At 58.2% G+C, this 16,499-nt stretch carries 18 protein-coding genes and 1 riboswitch; of the genes, 6 read left to right on the forward strand and 12 right to left on the reverse strand.

Annotated elements, in window-relative coordinates:
• Positions 1 to 3: 3 nt before the first annotated feature.
• The 3 genes from VEB01_RS14995 to VEB01_RS15005 all read right to left on the reverse strand — a co-directional run bounded on the left by VEB01_RS14995 (position 4) and on the right by VEB01_RS15005 (position 3,258).
• Positions 4 to 1,449 (reverse strand): sensor histidine kinase, encoded by a 1,446-nt coding sequence (locus VEB01_RS14995; protein WP_324876797.1) that lies wholly within the window; start codon positions 1,447 to 1,449, stop codon positions 4 to 6.
• Between the two features lie 117 nt (positions 1,450 to 1,566).
• Positions 1,567 to 2,280, reverse strand: a complete 714-nt coding sequence (locus VEB01_RS15000) for a DUF2490 domain-containing protein (protein WP_324876799.1) — start codon at positions 2,278 to 2,280, stop codon at positions 1,567 to 1,569.
• An 84-nt stretch (positions 2,281 to 2,364) separates the two neighbouring features.
• On the reverse strand, positions 2,365 to 3,258 hold the full coding sequence (locus VEB01_RS15005) for a phosphoribosylaminoimidazolesuccinocarboxamide synthase (protein WP_324876852.1): 894 nt from the start codon (positions 3,256 to 3,258) through the stop codon (positions 2,365 to 2,367).
• 184 nt (positions 3,259 to 3,442) lie between these two features.
• Between VEB01_RS15005 and djlA the strand changes: the two genes are divergently transcribed.
• The gene (gene djlA / locus VEB01_RS15010) at positions 3,443 to 4,270 is read left to right on the forward strand and encodes a co-chaperone DjlA (protein ID WP_324876800.1); all 828 of its coding nucleotides are present in this window, start codon (positions 3,443 to 3,445) and stop codon (positions 4,268 to 4,270) included.
• A 42-nt stretch (positions 4,271 to 4,312) separates the two neighbouring features.
• A complete protein-coding gene (locus tag VEB01_RS15015) occupies positions 4,313 to 4,795 on the forward strand; it encodes a YajQ family cyclic di-GMP-binding protein (RefSeq protein ID WP_324876802.1) in 483 nt (160 codons plus the stop codon).
• Between the two features lie 29 nt (positions 4,796 to 4,824).
• Here the strand turns inward: VEB01_RS15015 and VEB01_RS15020 are convergent, their stop codons facing one another.
• From VEB01_RS15020 to VEB01_RS15045, 6 genes are all read right to left on the reverse strand, one after another.
• On the reverse strand, positions 4,825 to 5,553 hold the full coding sequence (locus tag VEB01_RS15020; protein ID WP_324876804.1) for a 16S rRNA (uracil(1498)-N(3))-methyltransferase: 729 nt from the start codon (positions 5,551 to 5,553) through the stop codon (positions 4,825 to 4,827).
• Between the two features lie 2 nt (positions 5,554 to 5,555).
• Positions 5,556 to 6,905: an adenosylmethionine--8-amino-7-oxononanoate transaminase gene (locus VEB01_RS15025; RefSeq protein ID WP_324876806.1), complete on the reverse strand. Its 1,350-nt coding sequence runs from the start codon at positions 6,903 to 6,905 to the stop codon at positions 5,556 to 5,558.
• Between the two features lie 57 nt (positions 6,906 to 6,962).
• A complete protein-coding gene (gene metF, locus VEB01_RS15030; RefSeq protein ID WP_324876808.1) occupies positions 6,963 to 7,823 on the reverse strand; it encodes a methylenetetrahydrofolate reductase [NAD(P)H] in 861 nt (286 codons plus the stop codon).
• Between the two features lie 146 nt (positions 7,824 to 7,969).
• Entirely contained in the window at positions 7,970 to 9,388 is a 1,419-nt protein-coding gene (ahcY, locus tag VEB01_RS15035; protein ID WP_324876810.1) for an adenosylhomocysteinase, read from the reverse strand.
• Between the two features lie 258 nt (positions 9,389 to 9,646).
• A riboswitch (S-adenosyl-L-homocysteine riboswitch) is annotated at positions 9,647 to 9,737 on the reverse strand.
• Between the two features lie 38 nt (positions 9,738 to 9,775).
• Entirely contained in the window at positions 9,776 to 10,945 is a 1,170-nt protein-coding gene (gene metK, locus VEB01_RS15040; RefSeq protein ID WP_324876812.1) for a methionine adenosyltransferase, read from the reverse strand.
• Between the two features lie 120 nt (positions 10,946 to 11,065).
• A complete protein-coding gene (locus VEB01_RS15045; RefSeq protein ID WP_324876814.1) occupies positions 11,066 to 11,551 on the reverse strand; it encodes a hypothetical protein in 486 nt (161 codons plus the stop codon).
• A 165-nt stretch (positions 11,552 to 11,716) separates the two neighbouring features.
• On the opposite strand from VEB01_RS15045, the gene ppa reads away from it, so the two are divergent.
• Entirely contained in the window at positions 11,717 to 12,265 is a 549-nt protein-coding gene (gene ppa / locus VEB01_RS15050) for an inorganic diphosphatase (RefSeq protein WP_324876816.1), read from the forward strand.
• Positions 12,266 to 12,312: 47 nt separating this feature from the next.
• Positions 12,313 to 13,155: a 23S rRNA (adenine(2030)-N(6))-methyltransferase RlmJ gene (locus tag VEB01_RS15055; RefSeq protein WP_324876818.1), complete on the forward strand. Its 843-nt coding sequence runs from the start codon at positions 12,313 to 12,315 to the stop codon at positions 13,153 to 13,155.
• 98 nt (positions 13,156 to 13,253) lie between these two features.
• Here the strand turns inward: VEB01_RS15055 and hypB are convergent, their stop codons facing one another.
• From hypB to VEB01_RS15070, 3 genes are all read right to left on the reverse strand, one after another.
• Entirely contained in the window at positions 13,254 to 14,018 is a 765-nt protein-coding gene (gene hypB, locus VEB01_RS15060) for a hydrogenase nickel incorporation protein HypB (protein ID WP_324876820.1), read from the reverse strand.
• A gap of 29 nt (positions 14,019 to 14,047) precedes the next feature.
• Positions 14,048 to 14,389: a hydrogenase maturation nickel metallochaperone HypA gene (gene hypA, locus VEB01_RS15065; protein WP_324876822.1), complete on the reverse strand. Its 342-nt coding sequence runs from the start codon at positions 14,387 to 14,389 to the stop codon at positions 14,048 to 14,050.
• A gap of 88 nt (positions 14,390 to 14,477) precedes the next feature.
• Positions 14,478 to 15,704, reverse strand: coding sequence for a PilT/PilU family type 4a pilus ATPase (locus VEB01_RS15070; RefSeq protein ID WP_324876824.1), 1,227 nt, complete (start codon positions 15,702 to 15,704; stop codon positions 14,478 to 14,480).
• Between the two features lie 310 nt (positions 15,705 to 16,014).
• Here VEB01_RS15070 and VEB01_RS15075 point away from each other — a divergent pair, with 310 nt between their 5' ends.
• Positions 16,015 to 16,218, forward strand: coding sequence for a hypothetical protein (locus VEB01_RS15075; protein ID WP_324876826.1), 204 nt, complete (start codon positions 16,015 to 16,017; stop codon positions 16,216 to 16,218).
• A 17-nt stretch (positions 16,219 to 16,235) separates the two neighbouring features.
• The gene (locus VEB01_RS15080) at positions 16,236 to 16,472 is read left to right on the forward strand and encodes a hypothetical protein (protein WP_324876827.1); all 237 of its coding nucleotides are present in this window, start codon (positions 16,236 to 16,238) and stop codon (positions 16,470 to 16,472) included.
• Positions 16,473 to 16,499: the final 27 nt, after the last annotated feature.

Genomic DNA, 16,499 nt, shown 5'->3' on the forward strand with positions numbered 1-16,499 from the left:
CAATCAGGCGCAACGACAGGGAAGCGTTAAACTCACCCGAGCCCCGTGAGGCTCGACATTCGAAAGATCCATCTGCCCGCCCTGCTCGCGCACGAAACGCTGAACCATGGCGAGCCCGAGACCCGTACCGCCCGGACGACCGGTTGCGAAGGGGCGAATGCCGCTTTGGAGGATCTCTTCGGGGAATCCCGGTCCATCGTCGCTAACCGTGAGAAGAATTCGGTCCTCGTCCTTATAGGCACGAATGTCTATCGAACCGCTTTGATCTCTGAGAGCCTGGGCCGAGTTCAAAATCAAATTGAGCAGCGTCTGCCGCAAACCGCATTCCGGCAGGCGGCATGCCAACTTGTCCGGAGCGGCCCAATCGAGCCGAATGTCGGGTTGGATCTGGTAACGCGTCAGCGCGACCAATTCGCGAATCAATACGGCGACATCGAATTCGCCGACGGGTGCCGGCGTATGCCTGCCGTGATCGAGCAATTCGTTGAGGAGACGTCCCATCCGCTTTAGCTCGGCGATGATCAAGTCGACCCGGTCGGTCTGTTCCGGATCGCCGATCTCGTCGCGGAGATTGGCGCAACTCATTTGGATTCCCGCGAGGGGATTACGCAACTCATGGGCGATGCCGGCGGCCAACTCACCGACCGCCGCCAGCCGTTCGGTGCGGGATAAATCGGCCTGTTGCTCCAGCAGTGCCCTGGTGGCCAATCGAACTTCGCCTTCGAGGGATTCCGCATAATGACGCCTGGCCTCCTCCAGTTCGGCCAAAAGCTTAACCATATCGTTATAGCTATTGAACACCGGCAGCAAGAGCGGATCGATACGTGCGGTGTCGATCGGCGTGAAATCTTCGTGGGCGAGGCGCAGAAGCAACTCCTGGAGATTGTGCAGCGGGGCCAGGATTTGACGGCGGAAGAATAACGTGCCGAACAGCAGCATTGCCGCCAATATCCCGAAAGCCAGCACGATTTCGGTCCGGGTCGCATGGCCGATATCCTCTACCAGGCGCTCCCGTTCCAGCGTTTCCGCATCCAGCATCGCGCCGGTGATGCTCAAAGCATGCAGTAAAAGGGTTTCCTGGCGTTCCGGGGAAAGGTGCTCGCCGGTGATGTCGATAATCAGTCGGCTGACCTCGGTCAGTTTTTTCGGAGTGTCGACCGCGACGTGATAATCATGGCGCGCCAATTCGGCGAGTTCCAGGGATAGCTTGGAGAGTTGTTGCGCATTCAGGCGCCGGTTTCCCCCGGTTGTGAAGTAACCTGTCAGCGCTTCCTGCAATTCGAACGCGACTCCTTGAATGCGATGGGTATAGCCGACGTAGGTGCGTATGGTCTCAAACCGCTCCAGGTTGCGCCAAATCATACCGCCGAGCAGGGCGAGCGCAAGTAAAAGAAGGCCGAGCAGCGCCCAGCCACGCAGCTGGGCATAACGATAGGAAAATGGTTTCACGATCCGGTTCCCCAAAGGCTCAAGGATGCCGGCAGCGGCTTCCTCTGATTCTATCCCTCTGCCCATGATCCGATAAAAGCCGGTTGTTCTAGAGATGAAGCTGTGCCCGTCGGAATATCAATAATTCAGCAAGAGGCTTGCCGACAATACATGGCTGATTCGGTCCGGAGCCTCGGCTCTGCGGATGTATTGATTCATGTAGCCGATCTCGGTCTTGATGTGCTTGTCGAAGTTATAGCCTAGCCCTACAAACACCCTATTCTGATCAAGCCCGTCATCCGCGCCCCAATCGGCTTTGCTAATATTGACGAACACTTCTTCCCAGCCCACGAGGCTGAAGTCGCGCGCAAAGGCGAGCGGGACGGACAGCTTCACGAATTGGCGGAAACGCCAGCCGACATCATCGCCGGTTTCGGCGAAACGCTGTTCGAGCCGGGATCGGCTGCTGAAGCTGCCCAAGGCGGTGGACTGTGTCCATAAGAACTGCTGCCAGATGCGATTTTCGTCAAAGCGCCGCCGGGCGAACGGCCGATCGGTGAAAATCCACGCGTATCCCAGCCAAACGCTTGCCCGGTCATTGAGCGCATAGCCCAGCGCGGGCCTCATCATGCTCTGCGACAGGCGGGACGTATCTTCGCCGAAACGTCCCTGGCCTTCGAGCCAGTAGCGGATGCTCTGAAACTTCGGATCGATAAACCCGAATCCTCCCACCGCGGTGATATTGCCCCAGGTTTGGAAGTCCTCGACCGTATCGGCTGTGGTCGGATGCGGCGCCCCCAAGACGATTGCCGATAACAGCCAGACGAGGCGTTGATTCCAGCGGTCTTTCATCGTGTGCCCTGTCTACTCAAAATCGATCTGGATATTATCGGGTCAAAACTACAGGGGTCAAACTTGTTTCGACCTGGCAACGCTTTAAGGCTTCGTCAGACGCTGTTCCGCCTCCCGATATTTTTCGGCTGTTTTGGCGATCACTTCGGACGGCAGATGGGGAGCCGGAGGCTGTTTGTCCCAAGTAAGGGTTTCCAAATAATCCCGCACGAATTGCTTGTCGAAGCTGGGCGGGCTGATGCCGACCCGGTACTGATCGACCGGCCAGAAACGGGACGAATCCGGGGTCAGCGCCTCATCGATCAAATAAAGCTGTCCGGAACTATCCAAGCCGAATTCGAACTTGGTGTCGGCGATGATGATGCCTCGTTCGAGGGCGTAGGCCGCCGCCCCCGTGTAGAGTTTTAGGCTGATCCGGCTGACGTGTTCAGCCAGGTCTTTTCCGAGCAGTTCGGCGGTCTTTTCGAAGCTGATATTTTCGTCGTGGCTGCCGAATTCCGCCTTAGTCGAAGGCGTGAAAATGGCTTCCGGCAATTTCTCCGCGAGCTGCAATCCCGATGGCAGTGGAATACCGCAAACCGCGCCTGTTTTTTGATAATCCTTCCAGCCGGAACCGATCAGATAGCCGCGCACGACGGCCTCCACGGGAAGCGGTCTGAGCTTTTTGACGACGATACCCCGCCCTTCCACCTGCGCCCGCTCGGCGGAGTCGGAAAGCACTTGATCCAGCGTCAGGCCGGATAAATGGTTCGGAATAATGTGCCCGAGCTTTCCGAACCAGAAATTGGAAACCGACGTGAGCACCCGGCCTTTTCCGGGAATGGGATCGGGCAGGATGCAATCGAACGCGGACAGGCGGTCGGTCGTGACGATCAGCATGTGATCGCCGTCGATGTCGTAAATGTCGCGGACCTTGCCGCGACCGCGAAGGCTCAAGCTGTGCAGCGAGCTTTCGTACAGGGTTTCGGGGGCGTTCATCATTCCTCTTCGGTAAAAGTGGTTGAAACGGTTTAGCTGGAGCAGACCGAATCGGCTGCGTCGCTGCGCGCCGTGAGACACGGCCTAAGAAGCGGCTTCCAAGCCAGAGCTGCGGGCTTTATGAATGACCGCCAATCATGTAACTTTGTCTCTTTTACTGCAAGAATAAAAGACCATTCCAATCATGACTTGGCTCGGCAAGGTCGTCGGCGGGACGTTCGGCTTCTTCATGGGCGGACCGTTATTCGCAGTCCTGGGCGCTGCCTTGGGGCACCAGTTCGACCGGAGCGTGGGCAATGTCGGCCTGCTGCAAGCGGACCTCGCTCCCGGCGCGCGGAATCGCGTGCAGATGGCCTTTTTCACCGCCACCTTTTCTGTCATGGGACACGTCGCCAAAGCCGACGGACGGGTGTCGGAAGCCGAAATCAAAGCCGCGCGCGCGATCATGAACCGGATGGAGCTTTCGGACGACATGCGCAAAACGGCCATCCGCCTGTTCAACGAAGGCAAACGTCCCGATTTTCCGCTGGATGGCACCTTGGACCAATTTCGAGCCGAATGCCACCGCCGGTCTTCGCTGCTGCGCGTGTTCACCGAAATCCAGCTGGAAGCGGCTTTTGCCGACGGCGGGCTCCATGCCACCGAGGAGCAGTTGCTGCTTCGGATCTGCGACCGGCTCCAATTCTCCCGCTTCGAGTTTCACGCCATTAAGGCCCGCATGGAAGCGGAGCTGCGATTCGCTCGCGCCGGAAGCCGCTACTCTCAATGGAGTCGGCAGCGAGCCGCTTCGGCCCGCCAGCCGTCGCCCGCCGATGCCTATGCGGTCCTGGGCATCGTGCCTTCGGCCAGCGACGGAGAGATCAGGCGTGCTTACCGAAAACTCATGAGTCAGCACCATCCCGACAAATTGGTGGCCAACGGTTTACCCGAGGAAATGGTCAAACTAGCCACCGAGAAAACCCAGCAAATCCGCAGCGCGTATGAAATTATCGCCAAGGCACGCAAACTCTGAGCGCTCGCGACGCTTTTAACACACGCTCTGAGAGGACATGTTATGCCATCCTTCGATATCGTATCGGAAGTCAATCTGCACGAAGTAAGCAATGCGGTCGACCAAGCCAACCGCGAAGTCGGCACCCGCTTCGATTTCAAAGGTTCGGACGCCCGTTACGAACTGGCGGAAGCCGTCGTGACCTTGCACGCGCAGGGGGAGTTCCAGCTTCAGCAGATGCTGGACATCCTGCACACCAAACTGGCCAAGCGCGGCATCGACATCGCCTGTCTCAAGATCGATCCGCCTCAGGTTTTCGGCAAGCAGGCACGTCAGACCGTAACCTTACGGCAGGGGATCGATTCGACACTGGCTAGAACCATCGTCAAGCTGATCAAGGACAGCAAGCTCAAAGTGCAAGCCGCGATCCAGGGCGAACAGGTCCGGGTGACGGGCAAGAAAAGGGACGATCTGCAGGATGCCATCGCCCTGCTGCGCGATGCCAAGCTGGAATTGCCTTTGCAGTATGTGAATTTCCGGGATTGATCGGGTTTGGCCGGAGCGCTCCCGCAATATCAGCCCAAATCTCCCCAGATCGCCTGTATTGCCGATAATGCGGCGAGCACGGCGGTTTCCGTTCGGAGGATGCGCGGTCCGAGTCGAACTGCGGTGAAACCGGCTTCTCGGGCTAGGGCCCGCTCCGTCGCGGCGAAGCCGCCTTCGGGTCCCGAGAGCAGACATACCGAACCTTCCGGCTGCGGCAGATCCCTTAAGCCGACCGCGCCCTGTGGGTCGAAGAACAGCCGCAAGCCTTCGCGTCCGGCAATCCAGTCCTCCAGCTCGGCCGGCTCTTCGACCTCGGGCACCCGGTTCCGGCCGCATTGCTCGCAGGCGCTGCGCGCCACTTTCTGCCAGTGCTGGTGCCGGTTTCCGCGCCGCGCTTCGTCGAGGCGAACCACGCAATGTTCCGTGAACAAGGGCGTAATGCGGGTCACCCCGAGCTCCACGGCTTTTTGGATGGCGAGATCCATGCGTTCGCCGCGCGAGATTCCGAGGCCGAGATGGGTGATGAGCGACGATTCGACTTCGCGGTTTCGGCGGTCACCGATTTCCAGGCGGACCTCGTCGCGTACGATATCCGAAACGCGAGCCGAATATTCGCTTCCGTCGCCGTTGAATACGGTTAAATCCGTCCCCTTCTTGAGGCGAAGCACGGTGCGGAGATAATGGGCGCTTTCCTCGTCCAGCCGCAGGACAGCGCCTTCTTCAAGCGTTCGTGGAAGATAAAGCCTGGAAATCCGCATTACTAGTCTCCCGTCGCGATATCGATGGCTTCGCCCGTAACCTCCGCCATGAAGCGGATTTCATCGGGGGTGATGACGTAAGGCGGCATGAGATAGACGACGTTGCCCAAAGGACGCAATAACACGCCCCGCGCCAATCCGTGCCGGTAAGCCCGAAGGCCCCGCCGCTCCTGCCAGGGATAGGGCTCTCTCGTGGCTTTGTTTTTGACCAGCTCGATGGCAAGGATCATTCCGGTTTGGCGGACTTCGGCGACGTGCGGATGATGTTTGAATCCCGCCGCGGATTCGGCCATCGTCTGCGCCAACAGCTTGTTGGCCGCCAAGGTATTGCCCCGTTCGAATAAATCCAGAGTCGCCAGCGCCGCACGGCAAGCCAGGGCGTTTCCGGTGTAGCTGTGGGAATGCAAAAAGGCTTTGAGCTTGGCGTATTCGTCGTAAAAGGCATGGTAAACCGCCTCGGTCGTCAGCACGCAAGACAGCGGCAAGTAACCGCCGGTCAGTCCCTTCGACAAACACATGAAATCCGGCCGTATTTCGGCCTGTTCGCAGGCAAACAAAGTGCCGGTGCGTCCAAAACCCACGGCGATCTCGTCGGCGATGAAATGCACGCCGTACCGGTCGCAGGCTTCCCGCAGGAGCTTGAGGTAAACCGGATCGTACATGCGCATGCCGCCAGCGCATTGGACCAAGGGTTCGACGATGACGGCGCACGCTTCCGCGGCATGATCGGCCAAGGTACGTTCCATCTCGGCAAACTTCCGGCGCGAATGATCCGCCCAGGATTCGCCCGGCTCGCGGTGATAGCAGTCGGGACTCTCGACGGTGAAGGCTTTCAGCAGCAGGGGCTCGTAGGTTTCCTTGTAGAGCGGCACATCGCCGACGGCCAAAGCGCCCAAGGTTTCGCCGTGATAGCTGTTGCTCAATGTGATGAAGCGGGTTTTCTCCGGCTTCCCGGCGTTCCGCCAGAAGTGGAAGCTCATTTTGAGCGCCACCTCCACGGCGGACGAACCGTTGTCGGCGTAGAAACAGCGGGACAATCCTTGCGGAGCGAGACGGGTCAGCCGTTCGGCCAATTGCACCGCCGGCTCGTGCGTGAATCCCGCCAGGATCACATGTTCCAGCGATTCGAGCTGATCCTTGAGCGCCGCGTTGATGTACGGATGGCTATGGCCGAACAGATTCACCCACCAGGAACTGATGGCATCGAGATACCGATTGCCGTCGAAATCCTCCAGCCACACGCCCTGCCCGCGTTTGATCGGAATCGGCGGCAGGGTTTCGTGGTCCTTCATTTGGGTGCAGGGATGCCAGAGAACGGCGAGATCGCGGGTGACCCAGTCGTGGTTTTGCATAGTGCGAATAGCCCGAATCGAAGGTCTTGTCGCCGGTGTCCCTAACCTACCGGCGAATCAATCTTCCGACCCAACCCCCAGATTCTTCCAAACCCTGATTACCGCTTCGGACCGGTTCAGGGTATAAAAATGTAGCCCCGGCGCGCCTTGTTCCAGCAAACGTCGGCACAGATCGGTCACCACTTCCAGCCCGAAGGCGCGGATCGATTTGCGGTCGTCGCCGAACACTTCAAGCCGTTTCCGTACCCAGCGCGGGATGTCCGCTCCGCAGGCATCGGAGAATCGGGCCAACTGCATGTAATTGCTGATCGGCATAATGCCGGGCACGATGGGGATGTCGATGCCTATTTTTTCGCAGTCGTCGACAAAGCGGAAATAGGCCTCGGGATTGTAAAAATACTGGGTGATGGCGCTATTGGCACCGGCGTCGACCTTGCGTTTGAAGTTGCGCAGGTCGGCCTCCATGTTGGTCGCCTGGGGATGCATTTCCGGGTAGGCCGCCACTTCGACGTGGAAATGATCGCCCGTTTCCCGCCTGATGAACTCCACCAGTTCGTTGGCGTAGCGGAATTCCCCGGGCGACAGCATGCCCGAGGGCATGTCCCCGCGCAGCGCGACGATGTGCCGGATGCCCTGGTTCTTATAGGCGTCCAAAACCTCCCGCACGCTGGCTTTGGTGGACGCGATGCAGGAAATATGCGGAGCCGCCTCGATACCGGTGTTCTGCTGGATTTCGACCACGGTTTCGAAGGTCTTTTCCCGCGTCGTCCCACCTGCGCCGAAAGTCACCGAGCAAAATTTCGGCTTGAGCGCCGCCAGTTTCGCCAGGCTCGTGCGGAAAGCGTCTTCCGCCTCGTCGTTCTTGGGCGGAAAGAATTCCAGGCTAAAGATTTTGAGATATTTATTTTGCGATTCCATAAGCTGCTCGACAGCCTCTCGATAGAAGAAATCCTGCCGGAGCAGGATTTCTTACGGTAGGTTGGGTTAGCGAAGCATAACCCAACGATTCGGCCGAGTTGTCGGGTTACGCTCCTGAGAGCCCAACCCGACTTACGGATCAACGATCAATACCGGTAATGATCCGGCTTGTACGGCCCTGCCACCGGAACGCCGATATATGACGCCTGTTCCGGGGTCATCTCGGTCAGCTGCGCGCCGATTTTCTTGAGATGCAGTCGCGCCACGTGCTCGTCGAGCTTCTTGGGCAAGACATAGACCTTGTTCTGGTATTTGTCGCCATGGCAGAAGAGTTCGATCTGCGCCAACGTCTGGTTGGTAAACGAGTTCGACATGACGAAGCTCGGATGACCCGTGGCGCAACCCAGGTTCACCAGGCGCCCCTCGGCCAACAGGATGATGCGCTTGCCGTCCGGGAAAATGATGTGGTCCACCTGCGGCTTGATGTTTTCCCAGGTGTATCGCTTCAGGCTCGCCACTTCGATTTCCGAATCGAAATGGCCGATGTTGCAGACGATGGCGTTGTTCTTCATCTTCGTCATGTGGTCATGGGTGATGACGCCGACGTTGCCGGTAGCGGTGACGAAGATGTCGCCCTTGTCGCAGGCATCGTCCATGGTGACCACGCGGTAGCCTTCCATCGCCGCCTGCAAGGCGCAGATCGGGTCGATTTCCGTCACCCACACGGTGGCGCCCAAGCCGCGGAAAGCTTGCGCGCAGCCCTTGCCCACATCGCCGTAGCCGAGAACGACGCAGATCTTGCCGGCGATCATCACGTCGGTGGCGCGCTTGATGCCATCCACCAGCGATTCGCGGCAGCCGTACAGATTGTCGAACTTGGACTTGGTCACCGAGTCGTTGACGTTGATCGCCGGGAAGGGCAAACGGCCTTCCTGCTCCATGAGATACAGACGGTGCACGCCGGTGGTGGTTTCCTCGGTGACGCCCTGGATGTGGGCCAATACCTTGGAATACCAGCCCGGCTGGGAAGCCAGGCGCTTCTTGATGGCGGCGAACAGCACCTCTTCTTCTTCACAAGTGGGCTTGTCCAAGAGCGAGGGGTCCTTTTCGGCGCGTGAACCCAGCGTGATCAATAGCGTCGCGTCGCCGCCATCATCGAGGATCATGTTCGGCGTACCGCCGTCATGCCATTCGAAGATGCGGTGGGTGAAGTCCCAGTATTCTTCGAGGCTTTCCCCTTTGTAGGCGAACACCGGGATACCGGCGGCGGCGATGCCCGCGGCGGCATGGTCCTGAGTGGAGAAAATGTTGCAGGATGCCCAGCGCACTTCCGCGCCCAAGGCCCCTAGGGTCTCGATCAAGACGGCGGTTTGGATGGTCATGTGCAGGCTGCCGGCGATGCGGGCCCCTTTGAGCGGTTGCTGCGCGCGATATTCCTCGCGCACCGCCATCAAGCCCGGCATTTCGGTCTCGGCGATGCCGATTTCCTTGCGGCCCCAATCGGCCAGGGAAATGTCGGCGACTTGATAGTCGTTGAATGAATCAGGATTTACGACAGCGTTCATGTTTCATGCTCCTCATCGTGTGAATGTCCGCAGATCACAAAGTCAGAGGCTGTCAAAAACCGTTACGCGAGCATATCGGGGGCGTTTGGTACAGGTCCGGTTGCCGGAAGCAGCGAGAGATTCAAGCCTGGCTCGAATCTGGCGAAACGCGCTTCGCCATCCTCACTACCTGCCGGGTACACCCGTTTCCTGCGCTCCGTCCGACCCGCTATGACGCTCACGCCGTTTTCGACAGCTAAGAGGCTTTGACCAGCGGAAACGAACCGAGCGCCGTTGAAAAACCAGTTGCGCTTACTGAGCCTGGCGGCGGCCCTATGCATTTGCCACCGTCGCAGCGCCCCTCAGCCTGCACAACACCGCCCTACCCGGCGGCCGGGTCAAAAACGATTAAAGTGCGGATAAGCCGGCCGCCTCGCGCAGCGCATCGGCCTTGTCCGTCTTCTCCCAAGTGAACGTGTCCTCGGTACGGCCGAAATGTCCGTAAGCGGCCGTGGGACGATAAATCGGCTGCAGAAGATTCAGCATGCGGATCAGCCCCTTCGGCCGCAGATCGAAATACTCGCGCACCAATTGCACCAAGCGTTCCTCGGCGATCACTCCGGTACCGAAGGTGTTGACGCTGATGGACGTGGGCTCCGCCACACCGATGGCGTAGGACACCTGAATCTCGCAACGATCGGCCAAACCGGCGGCCACGATGTTCTTGGCGACATAGCGGCCCATGTAAGCCGCGGAACGGTCTACCTTAGACGGGTCCTTGCCGCTGAATGCGCCGCCGCCATGCCGCGCCATGCCGCCGTACGAATCGACGATGATCTTGCGGCCGGTCAATCCGCAGTCGCCGACCGGACCGCCGATAACGAATTTGCCCGTGGGATTGATGAAGTACTTGGTGTTCTTGTGCAACCACTCCTTCGGCAGCACGTGGAGGATGATCTCGTCCATCACCGCCTCCTGCAGGATTTTCTGATCGATCTCCGGCGAGTGCTGGGTAGACAAGACGACCGCGTCAATGGCAACGGGCTTGTTGTCTTCGTAGCGGAAGGTCACCTGGCTTTTCGCATCGGGACGCAGCCAAGGCAAAAGTTTCTTCTTTCTCACTTCCGCCTGGCGCTGTACCAGCCGATGGGCGTAAGTAATCGGAGCCGGCATCAACACGTCTGTTTCGTTAGACGCGTAGCCGAACATCAGGCCCTGGTCGCCGGCACCCTGTTCGTGATTTTCGCTGTCGTCCACACCCATAGCAATGTCGGGCGACTGTTTGCCGATCGCGGTGAGCACCGCGCAGCTCTCCCAGTCGAATCCGATCGACGGATCGTCGTAGCCGATCTCGCGAACGACCTGGCGCACCAGCGCTTCGGTATCCACCCAAGCGGATGTGGTCACTTCACCCGCCAATACCACCATTCCGGTTTTAACTAAGGTTTCCACGGCCACTCTGGCCTTGGGATCTTGTCTCAACATTTCGTCCAGAACCGCATCGGAAACTTGGTCGGCGACCTTGTCCGGATGGCCTTCGGAAACCGATTCGGAGGTAAAGATAAAGTTGTTGCTCACAGATGACCTTCCTAAATTACAGTGAATACGAGCTGGCCCTAAAATCGTGCCACATTATAGGTTAACGCGATAGCTCGACCAAATATTTAAAGCAAAAGTCAATGGGAATGAGGCTGGGCCTCAAATAATCCGGAGAGCCGCATTGAGACCCAGAAGCAGGAAGCCGAACGGAATCGACGATAACAGAAGAAACAAGGAGATGGCGATGCCCGCCCTCACGCCGATAGGCTGCCCGGTTCGATCGAAACGTATGACGGCAGCGTAAAGAGCCGCGAGCATCTGCGCCGCCACCGCGATGACAAAAATCAAGATGTAGCGCTCCTCTAAACGAAACGCGTGAGCCAGCACATCGTTCAACACGGTCAGCATCAACGGCGCGTAAAACAAGGCGGACGGCAAAGCCAGGCCATAAGCACTCAAAGGCGTCAGCCGGATTCCGACCGTTCTTCGGACCGCCAACCGGAATGCCGCCATCCACAGAAGGTTGATGACGAGGTAAATCAGGATCAGCCTGGAAAAATCATCCACTGGGTGCGCGGACGGATGGATGAGAAGATCCACGGAGAGATAGAGCAAGGGATGGGCTTTATAGAGTAAAGGATTCACAAATACGCGCCTAAGTCTGATATCGTCCGGGACGAAGCTCATTGCAGGACCGATTGTGCCGGGTACAGACCATCGAATCCAAGCGCCGTTCTTTGCGAACCGATAAATAAGCAAACATTGCTATAATCCCGCAGTTTTACCCCAGCTAAAGGAGTATCCAACCCCATGTCTTTGATGAAGGTCAGTTCCGGTAAGAGCGTTCCGAATGACATCAATGTGATCATCGAAATCCCGGCGTACAGCGACCCGGTGAAATACGAAGTCGACAAGGAAACCGGAGCACTTTTCGTCGACCGCTTCATGGGCACGGCGATGCAGTATCCCTGCAATTACGGCTACGTGCCCCACACCTTGTCCGAAGACGGCGACCCGGTGGACGTGCTGGTGATCGCTCCCTGGAAACTATTAAGCGGATCGGTGGTCCGCTGCCGGCCGATCGGGCTGCTCAAGATGACCGACGAAGCGGGCGGCGACTGCAAGATTATCGCGGTTCCTCACGACAAATTGACCCCGCTCTACAGCAAGGTCAGCTCCTTCCGTGACGTCCCGGAAACCCAACTCGCCCAAATCGCTCACTTTTTCGAGCATTATAAGGATTTGGAACCCGGCAAATGGGTCAAGATCGACGGCTGGTACGACGGCGAGGAAGCGAAGCAGGAAATTACCGCCAGTATGGAACGTTATAATTCGGCCAAGAAAAAACCGAACTTCTGAGCGGCTTCCGATCGACGGTTCGCCCTCCCAATAAGGCTGCGTCACCTATGCTGAGCTACCGCCACGGTTTTCACGCCGGCAACCACGCCGACGTCTTCAAGCATCTGGTCTTGACCCTGCTGGTCCGCCCGCTGCTGAACAAGGAAAAGCCGTTTTTCTACCTGGACACCCATGCCGCCGCCGGCCGTTACGATCTTGGCTCCGCAATGGCGCGCAAGAATCGCGAGTATGAAACCGGCATCGGTCCATTATGGAAGGTCAAAGCGGCGCCCGAGGCTGTCCGGGATTACTTCGAAACCGTACGCGCCATAAATTCCGGCGACAAACTACGCTTTTATCCCGGCTCGCCGCGCGTGGTCCGGCACTTTCTGCGCCCGGGCGATCGAATGGCGCTCTCCGAGCTGCATCCCAACGAAGTGAAAGTGCTCGGCGATGAGTTCGCCGGCGACAAACAAGTCAAGATTCATCATCTCGATGGCTATCAGGCGCTCAAGGCGCTGCTGCCGCCCGCCGAACGGCGTGGACTGGTGCTGATCGATCCGGCCTTCGAGCTCAGAGACGAGCGGCGGCGTCTTCTGGATGCCGTGAAGGAAGCCTACCGGCGCTGGGCCACGGGGATTTTCGCGGTGTGGTATCCGATTCAGGACCGCGCCACGGCGGACGATCTTCTGCGCCGGTTCAAAAAATCCGGAATCCGCAACATATTGGCGGCGGAATTCAAAGTCTTGCCGGACGACGAGCCTTTGCGTCTGAACGGCAGCGGCATGATCGTCATCAATCCGCCCTGGCGCCTGGATCAGCAATTAAACGACCTCCTCCCGTGGCTGTGGGAACAGCTTGCGATCGAAAAGCAGGGCGCTTGGCGGGTGGAGTGGCTGGTGCCGGAGTAGGCTTGGTGATCGACAAGCCTTTTGGCGCTATCCGCAAGCGCCAGCTTGCCCACGTGCTTTCAAACTAAGCAAGTAACCAATGAACAGTCTTTAGTCGTTCACCCGACTTGGCTTTTTTCGACTCCGCGCATAATCCACTCGACCCAGTCGTCCATGCCGTCACTCCGGGTGGCGGATAGCTGAATCACCCGGATGTCCGGATTCACCTGACGTGCGTAATCGATGCAGCGCGGGACATCGAAATCGACATAAGGCAGCAGGTCGATCTTGTTGATGAGCATCAGGTCGGCGGCGTGGAACATGTCCGGGTATTTGATGGGTTTGTCATCGCCCTCGGTCACCGACAGGATGACGACCTTGTGGGCTTCGCCCAGATCGAAGGACGAGGGGCACACCAGGTTCCCCACGTTCTCGATGGCGAGCAGGCTGTTCGGCTTTACGTGCAAGTCCACCACGGCATGGCCGATGCCGTGGGCGTCCAGGTGGCACGCCTTGCCGGTGTTGATTTGCAGGGCGGGGATGCCTTCGGCGCGGATGCGGTCGGCGTCGCGGTGGGTTTGCTGGTCGCCTTCTATGACGGCGATCGGAATCCGGTTCTTGAGCGCCCGGATCGTCGCCACCAGCAGCGAGGTTTTTCCGGCGCCGGGGCTGGAGACGAGGTTCAGGGCGAAAATGCCGTTCTGCCGGAAATAGGCGCGGTTTTGGAGCGCATAGCGATTGTTCTTGCCGAGTATGTCCTGCTCGACCTGCACCCAATGGGCTCCGGTGCCGTAATGGTGATGTTCATGACCGTGTTCGTGGTGATGACCATGGTCGTGGGCATGTCCGTGTTCCGGTTGGCCGCAGCCGCAAATCGCGCACATCGTCGTTCTCTCATTTCCGATCTATACATTCACTCGACTTCAAGCTCTCTGACCCGCAGCTCGTTCCCCGCGGTGACATCCACCCGATGGCTGCCGCAGAGCCGGCACGAGTCGTAAAGCGCTTCCAGTTCGACCATCCCGCCGCAGGATCTGCACACACCGCGGCCTTGGGTCTCGATGATATCCAGGTTCGCGCCTTCCGCCGGCGTGCCCTGCATCACCACGTCGAAGCAGAAGCGCAACGCGTCCGGCTCGACGCAGGAAAGCTTGCCGACCTCGATCCGCACCGTCCGAACCCGGCGAAAACCCTGTTGCGTACGGCTGGCTTCGATAATATCCCGCACATTTTGCATCAAGGAGAGCTCGTGCATAACCCGCCTGTTGCGGTTTGCCGGTAGTTTGGCGTGGAACGGGCGCAAAAAGCCTCTTTGGCGACGCGCTCTTCCCGATCAAGCAGAGTCAATGGGATTCCTCGACGGCCTCGTTTTCGTCGCTGACGGGTTCCAGACTCAGATTCATCTTGCCGAATGCCGATTCGACGGCTGAAGCGCCATCGCTCTTGTCGTCGCCCGCTTCTTGCGAAGCCTCGTCGCCTTCCGATGATGTTTCCTCAGGAGCACGCCGCTTACCTTGGCCGAGACTGATTTTCAATCTGACGTTGTTCGCCGAATCCGCATTGCGGATGGCCTCTTCGACGGTGATCCGTCCGGCCTCGTACAGCTTGACCAAATGGCTGTCGAAAGTCTGCATCCCTAAGCCTTCGGATTTCTCCATGACTTCCTTGATCGCGTGGACATCGCCCTTGCGGATCAAATCGCAGACCAGGGGCGTGCCGAGCAGGATCTCGATGGCCGCCGCGCGTTTTCCGTCCACCGTGGGCACCAGGCGCTGCGAAACGAAAGCCCGCAAGTTAAGGGACAAATCCATCAACAGCTGATTCCGCCGTTCTTCCGGAAAGAAATTGATGATCCGGTCGAGCGCTTGATTCGAGTTGTTGGCGTGCAGGGTCGACAGGCACAAATGGCCGGTCTCGGCGAAGTTGATGGCGTATTCCATCGTGTCCTGGGAGCGGATTTCGCCGATCAGGATGACGTCCGGCGCCTGTCGGAGCGTGTTCTTGAGGGCATCCTCGTAAGTCTGGGTATCCACGCCCACTTCCCGCTGATTCACCAGACATTTCTTATGGGGATGCATGAACTCGATCGGGTCTTCGATGGTGATGATATGCCCGGTGGAGTTGCTGTTGCGATGATCGATCAGTGCCGCCAGAGAGGTCGATTTGCCGGAACCGGTGGCGCCGACGAAAAGGATCAGCCCCCGTTTCTCCATGATGACGTTCTTCAGGACTTCCGGGAGGCCCAGATCGTCCACTTTCGGAATATTGACCTTGATGTTCCGTACCACCATCGCATGGGCATTGCGCTGCTTGAAGATGTTCACGCGAAAGCGCCCCACGCCCTCCTCGCTGATCGCTAGATTCATCTCGGGGCGCCGCTCGAAATCGCGGCGCTGACCCTCGTCCATGACCGAATAGGCAATCTCTTTAACCATATCGTCGGTCAGTTGGATGTTATCGATCGGCGTCAGTTTCCCCTGGAATTTGGCGGCGGGCGGCGCCCCGGCGGTGAGATAGAGATCGGAGCCATCCTTGTAGACCAGGAGTTTGAGGTAATTCTTGAATTTCATGGGCATTCTTCCTCGGCTGAAATGATGGATTGACAACGACCGCAGATTGTCGGCCCGACCTTCGGGACGCTGTCGTCACGCCGAGAACTTCATTTCACTCATGACGGTCCGACGCCGACACTCCTGGGGCCATCCAAGTATAGATACCGAATCTTGCCCGACCGTGAGCTAAGCCGCACAAATGCACCGGCCCCGCCCATTTTCTCTAGAAGCTTTTCCTCCGGTTCCCAACCGGACATACAGAGCATTTGACATTGTAATGAGAATTATTATCATGTAAGCCAAGTTCGTTACCCGCGGGAGCCGTGCCATGAACTCTGCCAAACGTACAGTTTTCTCAAATCAATCTGCCGCGGGAGCGCGACTGCAAATTTCCGCCGTCAAGCTGATCGAGCTGTTTGAAAACGGAAATCTGCACGCCGAGGATTTCCGCTGTCTGGATCTGTCTTCCAAAGACCTTATTAAACGTCTGCTGCTGTTCGTCAGCCTAAGCGCCGATCAGCGCACATGTTGATTACCGAGGAGGGATTTATGACCGTTGAAGGCCGCGTATCCACTGATCATGCACCATCGCCCGATCTATTGCAGGAGACCTTGCGCTTTCTGCTGGTGCGGTATGCCAGAAATCCTTCGCCGTCGACGGCCGGACATATCGCCTGCTGTTTGGACAGGCTGCTCACCCATCCGCAGTTTAAAGCGGCTCCCAACGAACGTTGTACGTATCGGCAGATGCGATCGTATTGGCGGCTGGTCGAGAACCTGGGTTAAGACACACTCAATTTTTTCGACTCGGAG

Origin of the sequence: Methylocaldum sp., from assembly GCF_035627495.1 — a bacterium.
Taxonomy (GTDB): Bacteria; Pseudomonadota; Gammaproteobacteria; order Methylococcales; family Methylococcaceae; genus Methylocaldum.